Genomic DNA, 16,889 nt, shown 5'->3' on the forward strand with positions numbered 1-16,889 from the left:
TGCCTGGAACGGTTTGGCGATCACCAGCCAGAGAATAGCCATGGCCGCGCCAAACCCGGGAATCCCAAACAGAAACCAGCGGTGGAAAAGTGCGGAATAGCGCGACGGCAACTCTCGGTTTTGCTCCGCGCCTTGCGCGCAAGATCGCGCATTTCGATCTGCATGAAGACGACCGGCACCCAGAACAGTCCCGCCACCGCATAGAGCCCGAGCGAGATCATCAGCCTGCGTTCGCTCCACGCGTCATCGCTTGGCCGCCGGGGTACGGGACCGCGCCTTCAAAGCGCGATCGAGTTCAGGTCCGGCAAGGTTTACACCGCCGCCGGTTTCCACCAGCCAGTGGCCTTCACTGCCATGTGCCGGCAGCACGCGAAAATCGGCCTTGCCGCCGGCGGCGCGAAACGCATCGGCAAGTTGACGCGAGAACGCGGGCGAAAAGTAGCTGTCATTGGCAGCCACCAGCCAGGTCACCCTCACGCGTGCGGTCTTGCCGAACTCGCCGGCGGCAGCCATCAGCGTGTGCGGCGCGCAGACGCGGTTGGAAGAATCATCGGCATGCCCGCCGCGCCCCGGCGCGAACGCGATGATGCCAGCAACGTTCTTTGGATCTTCGCCGGCCAGCGCCAGTGCACCCCAGGCACCGGCCGAATGGCCGATCACGACCATGCCCTCGGCGCGGATGAAGGGCTGCTTGCGTATGAAGTCGGTGGCAGCGGCGATCGCATCCGCCGTGGCGCGGCCAGACTTGGCATAATCAGCCTCGTCGCAGCCGCCCTGATCCTCCAGGTACTTTCCGCCCGTCGCGCCGTGGCCCGGGCGTTCGGGAATCAGCACGGCAAAACCGCGCGTCACGAGCCATCCGGCGAGCGCGCGGTATTCCGGTTGCGGCATCTGCGCCCGTCGCAACACGTTCTGGGTCGAGGCGTGCGCAATCACGGCAAGCGGAAACGGCCCCTTGCCCGGCGGCCTGAACAGCACCGCGTGCGCTGACGTGACAGGATCGGGAGCGGGTACCATCCATTGTTGCAGCCGGTGAGGCTCGCCTTCCTGGCCTTGCGCGCCAAGATTGGGCTGCGCGGCGGCAGCCTTCACACCGAGCGCGGCAACGAGGACCAGCGCAGGAAGCAGGTTCAGGGGACGCATGAACTGGCCTGGTGCAGCCGAGGGAAGGGCGTATTGCGAAGTCACCAACAGAATACCGTCGGCGAATCAAATCCTGGGCATTTTTCCGTGAACGGATTTCACCCAGCCATTTGGTTGGATGATTTTAACAACGATTTCGCCACCCATTGCCTCGGCGAAACACCTGATGAGACAGCCACCTTGTCCTCTTTCGGTACAGAAGAACACGAAACTGATGCCGAAAATCCACAGGTTAACCGATAATTAACGATGGACCTTGAAGCCGGCCCGCCGACTTGCTTTGATCAGGATATGAGCACAACCCTGATCGAGGTTCGACCGGCCAAGGCTGCGGATGCAGCCGCGGTGGCGTCTACCCATGATGAAGCCTGGCGCTCCGCCTATCAGGGCATCATTCCCGGCGCCGAGCTCGAAAAACTTATTAACCGTCGCGGCCCGCAATGGTGGGACAGCGCAATCCGCAAGGGCAGCCGCGTCAGCGTGCTGGTGTTCGGCGACAAGGTCGCGGGCTACGCCAATTACGGCCGCAACCGCGCCCGCAGCCTGCATTTCGAAGGCGAGATCTACGAGCTTTATCTGCGGCCGGAATTCCAGGGCCTCGGCTTCGGCCGCCGCCTGTTCACTGCCGCCCGGCGCGATCTGATGCAGAGCGGGCTGAAGAGCATGGTGATCTGGGCGCTATCCGACAACGATCCGGCGACCGAATTCTACCGCGCGCTCGGCGGTCGCATGGTGGCCCGGTCCTCGGAGAAGTTCGGGGCCAAATCGCTCGATAAAGTCGCATTCGCCTGGACGAACTGAGCCTAATTTCGGCTTTCCCCTGCTCCGCTGCGGGTCTAAACGGACCCGGACGCGCGCTTGATTCCGGGCGCGCCCCTTAACGCAAAGCGGAGCCCTTTATGCGCATTGACGCCATCCCGATCGGAGTAAATCCGCCCCACGACGTCAACGTCATCATCGAGGTGCCCGTTGGCGGCGAGCCGATCAAATATGAGATGGACAAGGAAGCCGGCACGCTGGTGGTCGATCGCTTCCTCTATACGGCGATGCGCTATCCCGGCAATTACGGCTTCATCCCGCACACGCTGTCCGGTGACGGCGATCCCTGCGACGTGCTGATTGCCAATACGCGCGCCATTGTCCCGGGCGCCGTGATGAGCGTGCGGCCGGTCGGCGTCTTGCTGATGGAAGACGAGGCCGGCGGCGACGAGAAGATCATCGCCGTGCCGTCCTCAAAGCTTACCCAGCGCTACGACAAGGTCCGGAACTACAACGACCTGCCCGACATCACGCTGCAGCAGATCCAGCACTTCTTCGAGCACTACAAGGACCTCGAAAAGGGCAAATGGGTGAAGGTATTGCGCTGGTGCGGCGCCGAGGACGCCCACCGCCTGATCCTGGAAGGCATCGAGCGCGCGAAGAAGAAGTAGGAATCGCCGCGCGAGCGACCGGACGTGATTCGGTTCTATCGGCGGCTTCGAGAACAGCGCGGGATGACGGCGTAATCGTCATTCCGGGATGGTGCGCAAGCACCAGACCCGGAATCTCGAGATTCCGGGTTCGATGCTGACGCATCGCCCCGGAATGACAGCGGTCACACCCCCGGCCTCGGCAGCCCGTGAATCGCACAGGCCGCACGCAGCGTATTCACCAACAGGCACGCCACCGTCATCTGGCCGACGCCGCCCGGCACTGGCGTGATCGCACCCGCAACCTCGGCCACTTCCTTGAACGCGACATCGCCGACCAGCCGGGTCTTGCCCTCGGCACCCGGCAGGCGGTTGATGCCGACGTCGATCACGGTGGCGCCCGGCTTGATCCAGTCGGCGCGCACCATCTCGGGCTTGCCGACCGCGGCATAGACCAGATCGGCGCGCGCGCAGAGTTGCGGCAGGTCCCTTGAGCGCGAATGCGCGATCGTCACCGTCGCATTTTCATTCAGCAGCAATTGCACCAGCGGGCGGCCGACCAGGTTGGAGCGGCCGATGACGATCGCGTTCATGCCTTCCAGCGAGGCATGCACGCTCTTGGTCAGGATGATGCAACCGAGCGGCGTACACGGCGACAGCGCGGCAAAGCCGCCGGCCAACCGGCCGGCATTGTTGGGATGCAGCCCGTCAACATCCTTGGCGGGATCGATCGCGTTGATGATGGTTTCGGTGTGAAGCGATTTCGGCAGCGGCAATTGCACGAGAATGCCGTGCACGGCGGGATCGCGGTTGAGCTTTGCGATCAGCGCCAGGAGGTCGGCCTGCGCGACGTCGGCGGGCAGTTTGTGCTCGAAAGAGACCATGCCGGCGGTCTGGGTCTGGGTCTGCTTGCTGCGGACATACACCTCGCTGGCGGGGTCGTTGCCGACCAGAACCACGGCAAGGCCCGGTATGACGTGATGCTCGCCTTTGACCCGCGCGACCTCTTCCGCGACACGGGCGCGAAGCTCCGCCGCAATGACCTTTCCGTCGATAATGCGTGCCGTCATCTCAAATCCTTCGTCTTCGTTTTGACGCATGATCTTTTCGAAAAACCGGTTCTCACTTTGCGCTAACGCGGCCTCCGGCTCCGGATCATGCTTTGGCGGCGGCTACCCTTCGCAGCGTTTCGCCGAGAATTTTGGGATCGCCGTCAATGGCGACCTGCTTGATGCGCGAGGTCATGCCCGACAGGATCTTCACCCTCGCCTTCGGGACGCCGAGTACCTTCGCCAGCAGTTCCGTGACCGCACGGTTGGCCTCGCCGCCGTCGGCGATGGCGCGGACGCGAACCTTCACCACCGAGCGGCCGTTAGCGAGCGTCTCAATGCCATCGATATCGTCGCGGCCGCCGCGCGGTGTCACCCGCAGCGCGACACTGATGCCGTCGGTGGAGTAGCGCCAGGGATCCATCGGGCATCCGTCAGCTATCAGTGCTCGCGGTCAGATGACGTTGGGATAGATGTAGTAGAGAATTACCCGCTGGATGAGCATGATGACCAGGATCAGGATGATCGGCGAGATGTCGAGCCCACCCAGGTTGGGCATGAACCGGCGGATCGGCGCCAGCGCCGGCTCGGTGATCCGGTACAGGAATTCGGCTACCGCCGCGACGAACCCGTTGCGCGTGTTCACGACATTGAAGGCAATCAGCCAGGACAGGATGGCCGCGGCGATCAAAAGCCAGACGTATAGGTCAAGGACAATGATGACGATGTCGAGGATGGCACGCATGGGAGGGGGAGCTCGCGAGGAGGGATAAACAGCTAGATATCGGTTCATCCTCTCGCAAACAAGGGAAGTTCCCGGCAAAATCACGCCAAAATCGGTACTTTCACCGTTCTTGACTTGGCCTTGGGCCGGACTGTAAATGGCGCCGATTGTCGGCTGCTTCGGACGATGTCGAGGCGGTCGCGACGGGGCCATAGCTCAGCTGGGAGAGCGCGTCGTTCGCAATGACGAGGTCGGCGGTTCGATCCCGCCTGGCTCCACCATGCTTCGCCCTTCGGGCTACGCGTGGCGCAGCCACGTGTTGGCCGAAGGGCGAGGCGTGGTGCCCGGCGTAGCCCGAAGGGCGAAGACGGGCCTAGGCAAGCCTCCTGCAGCAAACCCTTCCCCTCACTTCCCCGTAAACCGCGGCGGCCGCTTCTCCACAAAACTCGCTACCCCCTCCCGGAAATCGCTCCCCCTCAGGGCGATCTGCATTTCGCGGTTGGCATCAATGGTGGCTTCTGCCAGCGTCTGGAACGGCACGTCGTAGAGCTGGCGCTTGATGACCGAAATCGCGCTGGGCGAGACGAAATCGGCGAGATCGCGGGCGTAAGCATACGTCTGCTCGCGCAACTGATCCGGCGGATAGATCCGGTTGACCAGCCCGATCCGTAACGCTTCCTGGCTCGAGACCCGCCGCGCCGACATCAGCAAATCCAGCGCATTGGCGTGGCCGACGATGCGCGGCAGCATCCAGCTAATGCCGTGCTCGGCGATCAGCCCGCGGCGCGCAAACGAGGTGGTGAAGACGGTGTTGTCGGCCGCAAAGCGCAGGTCGCAATAGAGCGCGTGGACCAGGCCGATGCCGGCGGTTGCGCCGTTGAGCATGCCGATCACGGGCTTTGGGATCGCCGGATAATAGGCGTAGCGCGTCTGCCAGTCCGCCCGGCGGTTCATGTCGAAGGGCGGAATGTTCTCGCCGCGCCTGATCTCGCTGGGGTCGATGGCCTGCAACGCCTCCATGTCGGCACCTGCGCAGAAGGCGCGGCCGGCGCCGGTGAGCACGATGACGCGGACATCGTCGTCGGCGCCGGCGGCCTCCATCGCGTGACGCACGTCGCGCTCCATGGTCGCGGTCCACGCGTTCATGCGGTCGGGGCGATTGAGCGTGATGGTCGCGATCTTGTCGCTCACCTCGTAGAGAATATGCTGATAGGTCACCGCGGGTCTCCCTGTCGTTCTTGTCATTGCCGTGCGGGCTCAGGAGCGCGACACTATCACATCAGCGGTTTTTGAAAGACGTTCGGACGCGCGGGCAAATTCCGCGTGGCGGCTATTCGGCCGCTTCCAGCAGAGCCGCGTGCGACGCGCGCACGATCCAGCCTGCAATGAAATTCTTCAGCCACGCCCGTTCGACGACGTCGTGCACGGCGCGGCCTTCGAAGTGAAGGTGACGCGGCTGCGCGCCTGGCGAATCCATCCGCACGCATCCGCGCGTGGTCCAGCGATGCATCATGGCGTAGGTGACGTCGGGATGAAACTGGAAGCCGAACGCGTGGCCGTGCCGAAACGCCTGCACCGGAAAGTCATCGCCTTCGGCAAGCAGTTCGGCGCCATCAGGCAGTTGGAATCCTTCGCCGTGCCAATGGTAGACGCGCTCCGGCCAGTCTGAACAGAGCGCGTGACCGGCGGCGGTTGGGCGGATCGGATAGTAACCGACCTCGACCCGGCCTTCATGATGCGGCGCGACCGGCGCGCCCAACTGTTTGGCAAGCATCTGGGCGCCCAGGCAGATGCCGAGAAATGGCCGCCGCTCGCGCAAGGGAATTTCGATCCAGTCGATCTCGCGGCGGACATGGTCGTCGGAGTCGTTGGCGCTCATCGGGCCGCCGAAGATGACCGCGCCGGCATGCTGGGCCAGCGTTTCAGGCAGCGGGTCGCCGAACCGCGGACGCCTGATATCGAGGGGATAGCCGAGCGCCCGCAGTGCGTTGCCGACCCGGCCGGGCGTCGAGCTTTCCTGATGGAGCACGATCAGAACGGGTGGCAGGGATGCGGCGTCTGGCGCAGTCAGCGCCTCGCTGCCCCGAAAGGGCACGATGTTGTCGCCATTCTTGCTCGACCGGAACGACATCGACGTTGCTCAGGTGTCTCGAATCGAAACCATACCTAAGTGAGTATTAATTTCGGGTGAGTTCACGCACACATGCAAAAATGTAAGCAAACCGCGGGCCAGATGCGGTGAGCGCGCTGGCCGCGGTGCGAACGGGCAAGAACGCCCGGAAATCCCGGGGTTTCTTCAGCGCTGGCGGAGCTGGAAGCGGCCGATCGCCCCGAGGATAAAGGAGCGCGGAAACAGCCGGAGCATGAACGGCACAATCTTGATGCCGAGGCCCGGCAACACTGCCCGTTTGTTCGCCATCAATCCGCTGTAGGCCTGCTGCGCGACATCGGCCGACGACATATTGAGGATCGACGAATCATAGCCGGGTCTAAATCCGGCGCGCGCCTGAAATTCCGAGGGCACGGGTCCCGGACACAACACCGTCACGCGCACGCCATGCGGCGCCAGTTCTGCGCGCATGGCTTCGGTGAACGACAACACATAGGCCTTGGACGCGTAATAGACCGCCATTCCCGGCCCCGGCAGAAAACCCGCGATCGAGCCGACGTTAAGAAGGCCGCCGCGATTGCGGATCAGGTGATCGGAGAACCGCAGTGACAGGTCGGTCAGCGCGCGGATATTGACGGCGATTATCTCAAGCTGGTTGGACCGGTCGCGCTGGATTGCTCTGCCAAAGACGCCAAATCCGGCGTTGTTGACGAGGTATTCAACCTCCACCCCGGAGGCGGTCAAGGCTTCGGCAATCCTGTCGCCGCAATCGGGTTGCGCAAGGTCGCAGGGAATGACGATCGGCGCCGCCCCGCCGGCCGCCTTGATTTCCATCGCCAACGCTTCCAGGCGATCAGCGCGCCGCGCCACCAGCGCCACGCGATGACCCTTCGATGCAAAAACGCGCGCCAGCTCGGTGCCTATGCCCGCCGATGCACCGGTAATCAGCGTCACACGCTCGGTCACGGTTGAATGCTCTTAAAATCAAATCAGGGTTATGCTGCAGCACGGGAACGAGAGCATAGGCGCGCGGTCTGGCGCAAGCCCATCCCCCAAATATGGCGCCAGGCCGGCCTAGCTCCATGCGCTGAAGTTTCTATGTTTTCAGGCCCATCGCGCGCTGCCGCAGCCGATTGCGGCGCACATTAAAGTTTCGTCATCTGCAATGATGCGTGGCTGCGCCGCTCATTGTCACATTGCTGCGTCTTCGGCCTTCGCCGCACCTGCGGACGAGACCGGCTGCCGCTCAGCCACCCGATGCTTGAGGTCGATCCGGTCGCGCGAGGAAATGCCGAGCAGGTCAGCCGCGCGCCAGACGACGTTATCCTCGAACTCGCTGACCTGGCCGTCCGCGTATACCAGTTCCCACATCATCTCGATGATGCGAAGCCGGCCCTCCTCGTTCACCGAACGCATGATGACGCTGGTGAAACGATAGAGATCGACCGCATCGCCTTCGGCCCGTGTCGCCGACGCGATCAAATGATCCGCCGTCCCTGGATCGAGCTTGAAGCGGCTTTCGATCAAACTGTGCAATTTGCGCTTCTCGATCACGCTCGGCTCGCCGTCGAGCGAGACGACGTGGACCAGTAGTGCAGTCGCCGCGAGGAGATATCCGGTATCGTCGAACGCGAAATCCTGATCCGCGCTGGGTGCAACGATGTCGGCAATGAATTGGCGCAGTCCGTCGAGCATCAATCTACCTGCAAATTCGAAGAAGCTGTCGAGCGAATATGGGTCGAAGACCTCGCCTTCGCAATCCGCGCGATGGGTGGCTGACAAGGCGTGCGGATTAAATCGGCGTCACGTTGAATGTGACGGAAAACATCTGCGTGAAACCTGGGCAGCGCCCAAAACCGCCGCGGCGAACGGCGCGCTTTCGCTTTTCTGTTGGGAGGGGACCGGTTCAAGGCATGTAAACCTTGCCGCTTCGGTAAGACACGACCTCGGCCAAAGGCCGACTGGGCGATTCGCCGCAGGCAGCCGGTCGATATCTAATTGCAAATCATTCGCATTTGCACTAAGGAAGAACTCCTTGTTTCAGCAAGCTATTTTCAAAGAAGGAAACGACCATGACCTCCTTGCGCTTCGCACTTGGCGCTGCCGTTGTGTTGGGAATCGCTTCCGGAGCAGCGCTTGCGGCAGGTGACCTGTCGCGACAGACGCCGATCGAGGTGACGGTCGATCTCGGCTCGCCCGGCAAACACGAATTCGCGCCGAAGCAACTCAAGTTCGAAACCGGCAAGCTCTACAAGCTGATCCTCCGCAATTCGAGCAACGATCCGCACTACTTCACCTCGCACGCGTTCTCGCAGATGGTGTTCACGCGCAAGGCGCAGGTGACGCAGCAGCAGAACGGCAAGACCGTTACGCTCGCCGAATTCAAGGGCGCGATTCGCGAGATCGAGGTCTATCCGGGACAATCCGCCGAATGGTGGCTGGTGCCGGTCGCAGCCGGCCGCGTCAACGATCTGCGCTGCGACATCAAGACCGGCGACGGCAAGACCCACGCCGAGCTCGGCATGACCGGCGAGATCGTGATCGAGTAGCGCCCGTTAATCTCACTGCGTGATAAACCCTCATGGTGAGGAGCGCCAACGGGTCCGCGCATAGCGCGGCCCGATGACAGGCTCCGCGCGTCTCCGGACGATGCTTCGCATCGCCGGAGAACCATGAGGCCTGTCGCTGGCCTACATCCTTCGAGACGCCCGCTTCTCGCGGGCTCCTCAGGATGAGGGTTTGAGAAATTATGATACAGTAGAATTAAGGTATCTCGTACACCATCACCTTGTCGGCGATGCCGCGCAGCGCCGCTTCCTTCTGGATCGGCCTGATCGCCTCTTTCTCCAGAATGGTGGCAACGGCCGGCGATTCGATAATTGGGCCGGTGATGTGGATCTCCTGCGAGGTCGACAGGTGCTGCACCCTTGAAGCGATGTTGACGGTCTGACCGAAATAGTCCTGTCGCTCGTTCAGCATCACCGCGAGGCATGGCCCCTCGTGGATACCGATCTTGATGATCAGGTCCTCCCGGCCACGCTCGGCATTCAGCGTCGCCATTGCCGCCCGCATGCGCAGGCCCGCCACGATCGCATGTTCCGGCCTGATGAAAGTCGCCATCACGGCATCGCCGATCGTCTTCACGACCGCGCCCTTCTCCGAGGCGATGATTTCGAGCAGCGCGTGGAAATGCGCCCGCACCAGGTCGAAGGCGGCGAGATCGCCGACCCGCTCATAGAGCGCGGTGGAGCCCTTGAGGTCCGTGAACAGGAAGGTAAGCGAGGTGATCTTGAGGCGCTGATCGACGTTGAGATTATCCGCCTTGAAGACGTCGCGAAAAGTCTGGTTGGACAGCATCCGCTTGGCAGTCAGGATCGGCTTGCGCTTGCCGAGCAGCTCATGGAGCGTGTCGTTGGCGACCCAGACCGCCGGCAGCACCCGGTGGTCGGTCTGATTGTCTAGCGACAGCCGCAGCGGTCCCGGCCGCATCACCGTCGAGCCCGTAGGCGCGTGCAGCTTGTTGAAGACGATCGAAAATTGCTGCCGTTCGCGGGTCGGTTCGCCCTGAACATCGAAGAAATGCGCCGAATGCGTCACCGGCTCGAACACGATCACGAACTGATTGGGCAGTTGCAGCGACAGCACCGCCTTTTCGCCCGCCGGCAACTCGATGGCTTCGAGCGAGACTTCATCGATGAGCCGCTTGATCGATTCCTCGCTCAGGTCCATCCCCGAGCTCCAGAACATCTGGCGGTTATATTCCCAGATCGACAGCGTATTGGGATCGTGCGCGGCTATGCGCCTGACGCGCGGGCTGACCGTGAAGGCGACCTCGACGCGATCGTCGACCGATGCCTCGTAACCTTGGGCGCATAGCGCGCAATTGTAATCGTCGTGGCGCAGCGATTTCAGCGTGTTGTGCGCGCCGAGCACGCCACCGCAGCCGGGGCACAGCACATTCCAGGTGAGATCGAACAGCCCGAGCCGCGCCGAATGCAGGAAGGCCGAGATGACCTTTTCCTCGTCCAGCCCATAGCGCGCGGCGAAATCCAGCAGGTTGATGCGGTTGAGCTCGCGGTCCTCGCCCGTGGCGATCAATTGCGAGATGGCGTCGACCACCGCGGAATCGGCGGTCTGCTTCAAGACTGCGAACTGGGCCTGAGTATCGCTCATGATGATAACCTAGATGACGCTCCCAAAGCGACGGCGCAAGGTGCGCTTGCTTCTCTGACGCATTTTCTTCGCGCGGTCCGACAATCCCCGATCACAAACAGACTACCGAGGCGTGATGGCAAACATCGGCGAACGGTCGGGCTGCGTCGTCACCACGCCGATCGGCATCACCGGATCCTTGTCGGCCAGCGTGACGCGAAACGCGCCGATCATCTTCGCCAGAGCCAGCGTCGCCTCGACCAGCGCGAAATGCGCGCCGATGCAAACGCGGGCGCCGACGCCGAACGGCAGATAGGCGAAGCGGTCGGGCGGCGTTCCCGTCATGAAGCGGGACGGGATAAACGCGCTCGGATCGCGCCACAGTTTTTCGTGCCGATGCAACAGCCACGGCGCGATCAGGATGACGTCCTTCTTCTTGACCGGCAGACCCGCAATCGTATCCGGCCCGATCGCCGCGCGGGCGATCAGGAACGCCGGTGGATAGAGACGCATCGTTTCGTCGATCACCGCGCGGGTGAATTTCAGCCGCTCGATATCGAACGCGCCGTTGACGGACGCGGTCTGTACTTCGCTCGCCACCTGCTCCTGCGTGGCAGGATCGAGCGCCAGCAGATAGAGCGCCCAGAACAGTGCGGTCGCCGTCGTCTCGTGGCCGGCGAGAATCATGGTCGCGACCTGATCGCCGAGTTGTTCGTCGGAGAAGGCCTCGCCGGTTTCCGGATCGCGCGCGTCGCCCATCAGGTCGAACAGATCGCGCGCCGGCGCGCCCTCCTGCTTGCCGGCGGCGCGGCGCTCGGCCATCAGCATGCCGACGAATGCGGTCCAGCGCTTGCGGAAGCGGCCGCGCGCAATGTCCTGCGGGCTTGGCCAGCTCAATGGCAGCAGCAGATCGAGGAAATGCGGGCGCGCCAGCCGCTCGCCATACTCCATCACGAAATCGCGCAAGGCGGCGCCATGGCGATCCATCCCGAACGAGAACATGGTGCGGCCGGCGATCTCGAGCGCCATCCGCTGCATCGCCTCGCGCAGGTCGACGTGTCCATTGCTGGCGGCTCTCAGCTTGGCGACCGTCTGGTCGGTCGCCGCCAGCATGTGCGGAATGAGCGGCATCACCGCGCGCGGCGTGAACGCCGGCGCCAACGTACGGCGCTGATGCTTCCACGCGCGCCCTTCCGCGATCAAAAGACCTTCGCCGAGGATCGGACGCAACACCCGGATGCCGGCTGGCGTGCGCGTATAATTTTCGTAATTGTCGACCAGCACATGCTTGATCGCATCCGGCGCGTTGAGAATGAACGTGCTGCGACCGAAGAAGCGGCCCTGGACGATATCTTCCTCATAGGCCCGCTGGCCCCAGCTACCGATCGGGCTTTCGCGGATCGCCTTCATCCGCCCGAACACCGTCATATCGTCGGGCGCCCGCGGCGGGCTCGGCGGCACCAGCGGCGCTCGCGCAACCGTCACGTCGTAGGCTTCGGCTATGCTCATCGGCGCCACTCTCGTAGCCCGGATGAGCGTAGCGATATCCGGGACCAACGCCCCGCATATCGCGTCGCTCATGCGGGCTACGGCTCTACTATGCATTCGATCCGGGCGCCACAAAGGCGCACCCGTCAGGAAACAGCTAATAAGTCAGTTCGGCCACCGCAATCCGGTTTTCCGAGGCCGGCCAGGCCCGCGCCACGATCCGTTCCGTATTGAATATGGTCACCACGGGCCTGCCGAGTTCCGCCGCCGGAAGCCGCAAGATCGTGACCGAATCGGTCGGCACGCCGGATTTCACGTCCCCAGGCTCCTTGCCGTCGATCAGCACCACGTCTCGCGGCAGGCCGAAATAGCCCCGCGGGCGCGACATCAGGACCACGGCGCCCGCGCCGGCATCGGCCGGCCCGAGCGGGCGCGCGGCGCGCAGATGCGCGATTTCGGAGGAGCGCGGGAACGGCGAGCGGTAGAAATGGGTGGTCGGCGAGCCCGCTGACGTCAGCACGATTTCGAGAAACCAGGTAGCCTCGACCTGCGCCGGGCCCCAGCGGCCGTCGGCGCCGGTTTGCGAAGAATGGACCGGACCGCCGATCCGTTCGCCGGTTTCGGGAGAGACCCGATAGATTTCGACCGTCGCGCCGGAAACCGGACGGTTGGTGACGACGCCGCCCGGCGTACCCGTCACAAGCCCGCTCAGTCTGACTTCCGCTTCCGGCACGATCTCGATTCGGGACGGCTCTGCGCCAGCAATAGATTTATAGATCTCGCGAAACGCACGCGGATGAAAGGCGACCTCGCGATGATCGAGCGCGCCGAGCGCCAGATTGGTCGCGCCCTTCAGCGCAGGACCATCTGATGTCACGCCGGTCGGCGTGCCCGGCTTGCCGACGAAGCGTCCGTCGGGTTGCGCATATTTGTCGTTGCCGTCGCTGCGCAAAGTGAGAAACGCCGTGCCCGGCGTCGCCTCGCTATCGCCCTCGTTCAAGCCGCGCAAGAATGGGCCGCGGCCGTTGAACTCGTTATTGATGCCGTCATCCCAATCATAGATTCCGTGATTGGGAACGCCGCACAGCACGGCGTGGCTCACATCAGCTCCGCCGCCATTTCTAATGTAATTGCGGATCGAATAGCCGCCACGCGAATTGCCGACGAGGGCAATGCGCGCCGCACCGGTGCGACGCTGCAATTCCTTGACGGCCTCGCCGAGCTCGCGGCGCTGGTCTTCGGTCGAGGAACGGTTCGGTTGCTCCACCTTGTCGTCGGTGCGCGCCAGAGGATCGGTAAAATTGATCGCCCGCATTCGCTCGCGTGGCACGCCGTTCGATTCCATTCGCCACAGCGTCGTTATCCAGAGTGCCGCATGGTCGCCATTGCCATGCACGAACAGGATCGGCGGAACGGCCGCCGGTGCGGTCTGCGCCCGCGCCTGCAGTCCGAGGAGCGGAAGACCGCCCGCCAGCAAAGGCAACGCTCCTGCGCTCTTGAGAATTAACCGCCGCGACAGCCGCATTCCGAAACCTTCCGTTGCTTTTCAATACCTTAGCTGTGCGATAGCACCGCCGATAGTGCTGCTTCGACTGGACAGGCCGAGGCTTTCGCAGGCATCACTTTACATTCGAACGGAATCAAGCCGGTGACAGAACGCCAACGGAACCGATCATGACCGACCAGCCGAAACGCTCGCTTCTTGCGACAGATGGCATCGCAGCGCCGTTGCGGCACGCGGTGTTCCGGCGCATCTGGCTCGCCAGCCTCGTTTCCAACCTGGGGATTTTGATCCAGGGCGTCGGCGCGGCCTGGGCGATGACGCAGATGACTGCTTCGGCCGACAAGGTCGCACTGGTGCAGACCGCGCTGATGCTGCCGATCATGCTGATCTCGATGCCCGCCGGCGCCATCGCCGATATGCACGACCGCCGCATCGTCGCGCTGGTCTCGCTCGGCATCGCGCTTGTCGGCGCAACCGCGCTCACGGTGCTGGCGTGGCTCGGCCTCGTTACGCCGAATATCCTCCTGGCGCTGTGCTTCGTCGTCGGCAGCGGCATGGCGCTGTTCGGGCCGGCCTGGCAGGCCTCGGTGACCGAGCAGGTGCCGGCGGAGACGCTGCCGGCGGCGGTCGCACTCAACGGCATCAGCTACAACATTGCGCGCAGCTTCGGTCCGGCGATCGGCGGCATCGTGGTCGCCACATCAGGCGCCGTGGCCGCGTTTGCCGTCAATGCGGTGCTGTATCTGCCTCTTATGGTGGTGATGTTTCTATGGAATCGCGCCCACGAGCCGTCGCGCCTGCCGCGCGAACGACTCAACCGCGCCATGGTCTCCGGGGTGCGCTACATCACCAATTCGCCGTCGATCAAGATCGTGCTGACGCGCACGCTGGTCACCGGCATCATCGGCGGCTCGGTCTCGGCGCTGATGCCGCTGGTCGCTCGCGATCTCCTGCATGGCGGCGCGCAAACCTACGGCATCATGCTCGGGGCCTTCGGCATGGGCGCGGTGTTCGGCGCGCTGAATATCGGCGAGGTGCGGCGGCGCATGAGCGGCGAGGCCGCGGTGCGCGCTTGCGCGATATCGATGGCCGGCGCGATCGCGGCGGTCGCGCTGAGCACCAACGCGGTCCTGACGGCGATTGCGCTCGTGCTCGCCGGCGCGGTGTGGATGCTGGCGGTCGCCCTGTTCAATATCGGCGTGCAGCTTTCGGCGCCGCGCTGGGTTGCGGGGCGCTCGCTGGCGGCTTTCCAGGCATCGATCGCCGGCGGCATCGCTGTCGGAAGCTGGGGCTGGGGACACCTCACCGACCTCGCCGGCGTGGAGATCGCGCTATTGGTCTCGGCTGGCCTGATGCTGATCTCGCCCCTGCTCGGCATCTGGCTGCGCATGCCGCCGGTCGGCGCGCGCAACGAGGATGCCACCGAACTGCTTGCCGATCCCGAGGTGCGGCTGTCGCTCACGGGGCGCAGCGGACCGCTGGTGGTCGAGATCGAATATCGCGTCGCGCAGGACAACGCGCGCGCGTTTCACAATGTGATGCAGGAAGTGCAGCTCAGCCGCCAGCGCAACGGCGCCTATGGCTGGTCGATCGCGCGCGACATCGGCGACCCCGAATTATGGACCGAGCGCTACCATTGCCCGACCTGGCTCGATTATCTGCGCCAGCGTAACCGTGCGACGCAGTCCGAGCGCGCGCTGCACCAGCGCGCGATCGACTTTCACCTCGGGCCGCAGCCGATTCGCGTCCGCCGCATGCTGGAGCGGCCGTTCGGCTCGGTCCGCTGGAAGGAAGATACCCCCGACCGCGCCGCCAACGAGGTCTTGCCGGTGGTGGCGACCGCGGCAGGCAGCAGCACCTGACCCATCGATATGGGTGCCGCACCGCGGCTATTGGGCGCAGAAATGGCGCGGGAAATCAGCCAAACTTCAGCGTACCTGCCGACACCGCGCCACCCATTTCCTGCGACTAAAGTGCAAGACGCCGGCGCGCATTCGCCCCGCCGAACGCGAACAGGTCCTGCTTCGCGCCTGCGAAATAACAACGTTACCCTGCCAATTGAGCGATTCATAAGAAGCCTGCGCACTTCCCGCTTGCCAAAATGCCGCGCAAGCCTTTGACTTGTCGTGGAGACAAACAAGCCTGCGGCGACAGCGGGCGACATCTCAACCGGGAGGAACTCATGAGCAAGCGTAGCGATACAAAAACGACGCGGCGCCGTTTCCTGACGGCCGCGGCCGCCGGCGGTGCGGCGATTGCGATGCCACAAGTCAGCCGGGCGCAGACGGCGACCCTGAAGATGCAGGGCTCGTGGGGCAAGGCCGACGTCTTCAACGAGATGGCCGAAGATTATGTGAAGCGCGTCAACGAGATGGCGGGAGGCCGGCTGCGTATCGACTATCTGGTGGGCGGTTCGGTCGTGCATCCGTTCCAGGTATTCGACGGCGTGCATGGCGGCCAGATCGACGCGGCCCATACGGTGACCGTCTACTGGTACGGCAAGCACAAGGCAGCATCGCTGTTCGGCACCGGGCCCGTGTTCGGCTTCAATGCCAACGAAGGCCTCGGCTGGATTCACAACGGCGGCGGCAAGGAGCTGTTCGAAGAACTCCAGACCCAGATCATGAAAGTCAACATCAAGAGCTTCTTCGCGATGCCGATGCCGACCCAGCCGCTCGGCTGGTTCAAGAAGCCGATCACCAGCGACGCCGACCTGAAGGGGCTCAAGTACCGCACCGTGGGTCTCGCCGCCGACTTGTTTCAGGTGATGGGCGCCTCTGTCGCGCAGCTTCCGGGCGGCGAAATCGTGCCGGCCATGGAGCGCGGCGTGATCGACGGATTCGAGTTCAACAACCCGACCTCGGACAGGCGCTTCGGCGCACAGGACGTAGCCAAGAACTACATGATGGGCAGCCACCATCAGGCGACGGAATACTTCGAGATCATGTTCAACAAGACCAAGTTCAACGCACTTCCAGCCGAGCACAAGGCCATTCTGCAGTATGCAGCGGAAGCCGTGTCATCGGCCAACGAGTGGAAAGGCATGGACTACTACTCCAAGGACCTGCAGGAACTGATCAACAAGGACAAGGTCAACGTCGTGCGGACGCCGAAGTCGGTGTTCGATGCGCAGATCAAGGCATGGGACGGCATAATCGCCCAGCTCGGTTCGGATCCGTTCATGAAGAAGGTGATGGACTCGCAGAAGGCATGGGTGCGCCGCGTGGTTTACTACAACATGAACAACGCGACGGACTATCGTGGCGCCTTCGAGCATCATTTCCCGGGTGTGCTCAAGGTCTGACGAGCT

General features: G+C 63.4%; 17 protein-coding genes and 1 tRNA gene. 6 read left to right on the forward strand and 12 right to left on the reverse strand.

Annotation, left to right across the window (positions count from 1 at the left end):
- Window positions 1-20: 20 nt before the first annotated feature.
- Both LMTR3_RS40305 and LMTR3_RS17160 read right to left on the reverse strand, forming a co-directional pair.
- Complete coding sequence (locus LMTR3_RS40305; RefSeq protein WP_065746254.1) at window positions 21-221, reverse strand: DUF2269 family protein; 201 nt, start codon at window positions 219-221, stop codon at window positions 21-23.
- A 22-nt stretch (window positions 222-243) separates the two neighbouring features.
- Window positions 244-1,143 carry an alpha/beta hydrolase family protein gene (locus tag LMTR3_RS17160; protein ID WP_065746255.1) on the reverse strand — a complete coding sequence of 300 codons (900 nt, stop codon included), beginning with the start codon at window positions 1,141-1,143 and terminating at the stop codon, window positions 244-246.
- A gap of 291 nt (window positions 1,144-1,434) precedes the next feature.
- On the opposite strand from LMTR3_RS17160, the gene LMTR3_RS17165 reads away from it, so the two are divergent.
- Complete coding sequence (locus LMTR3_RS17165; RefSeq protein WP_057842744.1) at window positions 1,435-1,944, forward strand: GNAT family N-acetyltransferase; 510 nt, start codon at window positions 1,435-1,437, stop codon at window positions 1,942-1,944.
- Window positions 1,945-2,042: 98 nt separating this feature from the next.
- Window positions 2,043-2,573: an inorganic diphosphatase gene (ppa, locus tag LMTR3_RS17170; protein ID WP_028348406.1), complete on the forward strand. Its 531-nt coding sequence runs from the start codon at window positions 2,043-2,045 to the stop codon at window positions 2,571-2,573.
- A 164-nt stretch (window positions 2,574-2,737) separates the two neighbouring features.
- On the opposite strand, the gene folD is transcribed toward ppa, so the two are convergent.
- The 3 genes from folD to LMTR3_RS17185 form a co-directional block, all read right to left on the reverse strand.
- Complete coding sequence (folD, locus tag LMTR3_RS17175; protein WP_065746736.1) at window positions 2,738-3,622, reverse strand: bifunctional methylenetetrahydrofolate dehydrogenase/methenyltetrahydrofolate cyclohydrolase FolD; 885 nt, start codon at window positions 3,620-3,622, stop codon at window positions 2,738-2,740.
- 85 nt (window positions 3,623-3,707) lie between these two features.
- Window positions 3,708-4,025 carry a DUF167 domain-containing protein gene (locus LMTR3_RS17180; protein WP_065746256.1) on the reverse strand — a complete coding sequence of 106 codons (318 nt, stop codon included), beginning with the start codon at window positions 4,023-4,025 and terminating at the stop codon, window positions 3,708-3,710.
- A gap of 30 nt (window positions 4,026-4,055) precedes the next feature.
- Window positions 4,056-4,346 carry a YggT family protein gene (locus LMTR3_RS17185; protein WP_065746257.1) on the reverse strand — a complete coding sequence of 97 codons (291 nt, stop codon included), beginning with the start codon at window positions 4,344-4,346 and terminating at the stop codon, window positions 4,056-4,058.
- A 184-nt stretch (window positions 4,347-4,530) separates the two neighbouring features.
- Between LMTR3_RS17185 and LMTR3_RS17190 the strand changes: the two genes are divergently transcribed.
- A tRNA-Ala gene (locus LMTR3_RS17190) sits at window positions 4,531-4,606 on the forward strand.
- A 124-nt stretch (window positions 4,607-4,730) separates the two neighbouring features.
- Here LMTR3_RS17190 and LMTR3_RS17195 read toward each other — a convergent pair.
- From LMTR3_RS17195 to LMTR3_RS17210, 4 genes are all read right to left on the reverse strand, one after another.
- The gene (locus LMTR3_RS17195) at window positions 4,731-5,543 is read right to left on the reverse strand and encodes an enoyl-CoA hydratase (RefSeq protein ID WP_065746258.1); all 813 of its coding nucleotides are present in this window, start codon (window positions 5,541-5,543) and stop codon (window positions 4,731-4,733) included.
- Window positions 5,544-5,655: 112 nt separating this feature from the next.
- Window positions 5,656-6,456, reverse strand: coding sequence for a glutamine amidotransferase (locus LMTR3_RS17200; RefSeq protein ID WP_065746259.1), 801 nt, complete (start codon window positions 6,454-6,456; stop codon window positions 5,656-5,658).
- Between the two features lie 165 nt (window positions 6,457-6,621).
- Window positions 6,622-7,401 (reverse strand): SDR family NAD(P)-dependent oxidoreductase, encoded by a 780-nt coding sequence (locus LMTR3_RS17205; protein ID WP_065746260.1) that lies wholly within the window; start codon window positions 7,399-7,401, stop codon window positions 6,622-6,624.
- 225 nt (window positions 7,402-7,626) lie between these two features.
- Window positions 7,627-8,130 (reverse strand): tellurite resistance TerB family protein, encoded by a 504-nt coding sequence (locus tag LMTR3_RS17210; RefSeq protein WP_065746737.1) that lies wholly within the window; start codon window positions 8,128-8,130, stop codon window positions 7,627-7,629.
- A 377-nt stretch (window positions 8,131-8,507) separates the two neighbouring features.
- Here LMTR3_RS17210 and LMTR3_RS17215 point away from each other — a divergent pair, with 377 nt between their 5' ends.
- The gene (locus LMTR3_RS17215) at window positions 8,508-8,984 is read left to right on the forward strand and encodes a cupredoxin domain-containing protein (protein ID WP_065746261.1); all 477 of its coding nucleotides are present in this window, start codon (window positions 8,508-8,510) and stop codon (window positions 8,982-8,984) included.
- Window positions 8,985-9,198: 214 nt separating this feature from the next.
- Here the strand turns inward: LMTR3_RS17215 and LMTR3_RS17220 are convergent, their stop codons facing one another.
- The 3 genes from LMTR3_RS17220 to LMTR3_RS17230 all read right to left on the reverse strand — a co-directional run bounded on the left by LMTR3_RS17220 (window position 9,199) and on the right by LMTR3_RS17230 (window position 13,600).
- A complete protein-coding gene (locus tag LMTR3_RS17220; RefSeq protein WP_065746262.1) occupies window positions 9,199-10,608 on the reverse strand; it encodes an adenylate/guanylate cyclase domain-containing protein in 1,410 nt (469 codons plus the stop codon).
- Between the two features lie 102 nt (window positions 10,609-10,710).
- Window positions 10,711-12,096, reverse strand: coding sequence for a cytochrome P450 (locus LMTR3_RS17225; protein ID WP_065746263.1), 1,386 nt, complete (start codon window positions 12,094-12,096; stop codon window positions 10,711-10,713).
- Window positions 12,097-12,232: 136 nt separating this feature from the next.
- Window positions 12,233-13,600 (reverse strand): hydrolase, encoded by a 1,368-nt coding sequence (locus LMTR3_RS17230; protein WP_065746264.1) that lies wholly within the window; start codon window positions 13,598-13,600, stop codon window positions 12,233-12,235.
- Window positions 13,601-13,749: 149 nt separating this feature from the next.
- Here LMTR3_RS17230 and LMTR3_RS17235 point away from each other — a divergent pair, with 149 nt between their 5' ends.
- Together LMTR3_RS17235 and LMTR3_RS17240 are read left to right on the forward strand one after the other, a co-directional pair.
- Window positions 13,750-15,441, forward strand: a complete 1,692-nt coding sequence (locus tag LMTR3_RS17235; RefSeq protein WP_065746265.1) for an MFS transporter — start codon at window positions 13,750-13,752, stop codon at window positions 15,439-15,441.
- 320 nt (window positions 15,442-15,761) lie between these two features.
- A complete protein-coding gene (locus LMTR3_RS17240; RefSeq protein WP_065746266.1) occupies window positions 15,762-16,883 on the forward strand; it encodes a TRAP transporter substrate-binding protein in 1,122 nt (373 codons plus the stop codon).
- Window positions 16,884-16,889 lie beyond the last annotated feature (6 nt).

Origin of the sequence: Bradyrhizobium sp. LMTR 3, from assembly GCF_001693485.1 — a bacterium.
Classification (GTDB): Bacteria; Pseudomonadota; Alphaproteobacteria; order Rhizobiales; family Xanthobacteraceae; genus Bradyrhizobium.

Coding starts and splice junctions, on each gene's coding strand:
- LMTR3_RS17225 (WP_065746263.1), bottom strand. CDS start 12,096: ATGAGCATAGCCGAAGCCTACGACGTGACGGTTGCGCGAGCGCCGCTG.
- LMTR3_RS17235 (WP_065746265.1), top strand. CDS start 13,750: ATGACCGACCAGCCGAAACGCTCGCTTCTTGCGACAGATGGCATCGCA.
- LMTR3_RS17165 (WP_057842744.1), top strand. CDS start 1,435: ATGAGCACAACCCTGATCGAGGTTCGACCGGCCAAGGCTGCGGATGCA.
- LMTR3_RS17210 (WP_065746737.1), bottom strand. CDS start 8,130: ATGCTCGACGGACTGCGCCAATTCATTGCCGACATCGTTGCACCCAGC.
- ppa (WP_028348406.1), top strand. CDS start 2,043: ATGCGCATTGACGCCATCCCGATCGGAGTAAATCCGCCCCACGACGTC.
- LMTR3_RS17200 (WP_065746259.1), bottom strand. CDS start 6,456: ATGTCGTTCCGGTCGAGCAAGAATGGCGACAACATCGTGCCCTTTCGG.
- LMTR3_RS17240 (WP_065746266.1), top strand. CDS start 15,762: ATGAGCAAGCGTAGCGATACAAAAACGACGCGGCGCCGTTTCCTGACG.
- LMTR3_RS17185 (WP_065746257.1), bottom strand. CDS start 4,346: ATGCGTGCCATCCTCGACATCGTCATCATTGTCCTTGACCTATACGTC.
- LMTR3_RS17230 (WP_065746264.1), bottom strand. CDS start 13,600: ATGCGGCTGTCGCGGCGGTTAATTCTCAAGAGCGCAGGAGCGTTGCCT.
- folD (WP_065746736.1), bottom strand. CDS start 3,622: ATGACGGCACGCATTATCGACGGAAAGGTCATTGCGGCGGAGCTTCGC.
- LMTR3_RS40305 (WP_065746254.1), bottom strand. CDS start 221: ATGATCTCGCTCGGGCTCTATGCGGTGGCGGGACTGTTCTGGGTGCCG.
- LMTR3_RS17160 (WP_065746255.1), bottom strand. CDS start 1,143: ATGCGTCCCCTGAACCTGCTTCCTGCGCTGGTCCTCGTTGCCGCGCTC.
- LMTR3_RS17215 (WP_065746261.1), top strand. CDS start 8,508: ATGACCTCCTTGCGCTTCGCACTTGGCGCTGCCGTTGTGTTGGGAATC.
- LMTR3_RS17180 (WP_065746256.1), bottom strand. CDS start 4,025: ATGGATCCCTGGCGCTACTCCACCGACGGCATCAGTGTCGCGCTGCGG.
- LMTR3_RS17220 (WP_065746262.1), bottom strand. CDS start 10,608: ATGAGCGATACTCAGGCCCAGTTCGCAGTCTTGAAGCAGACCGCCGAT.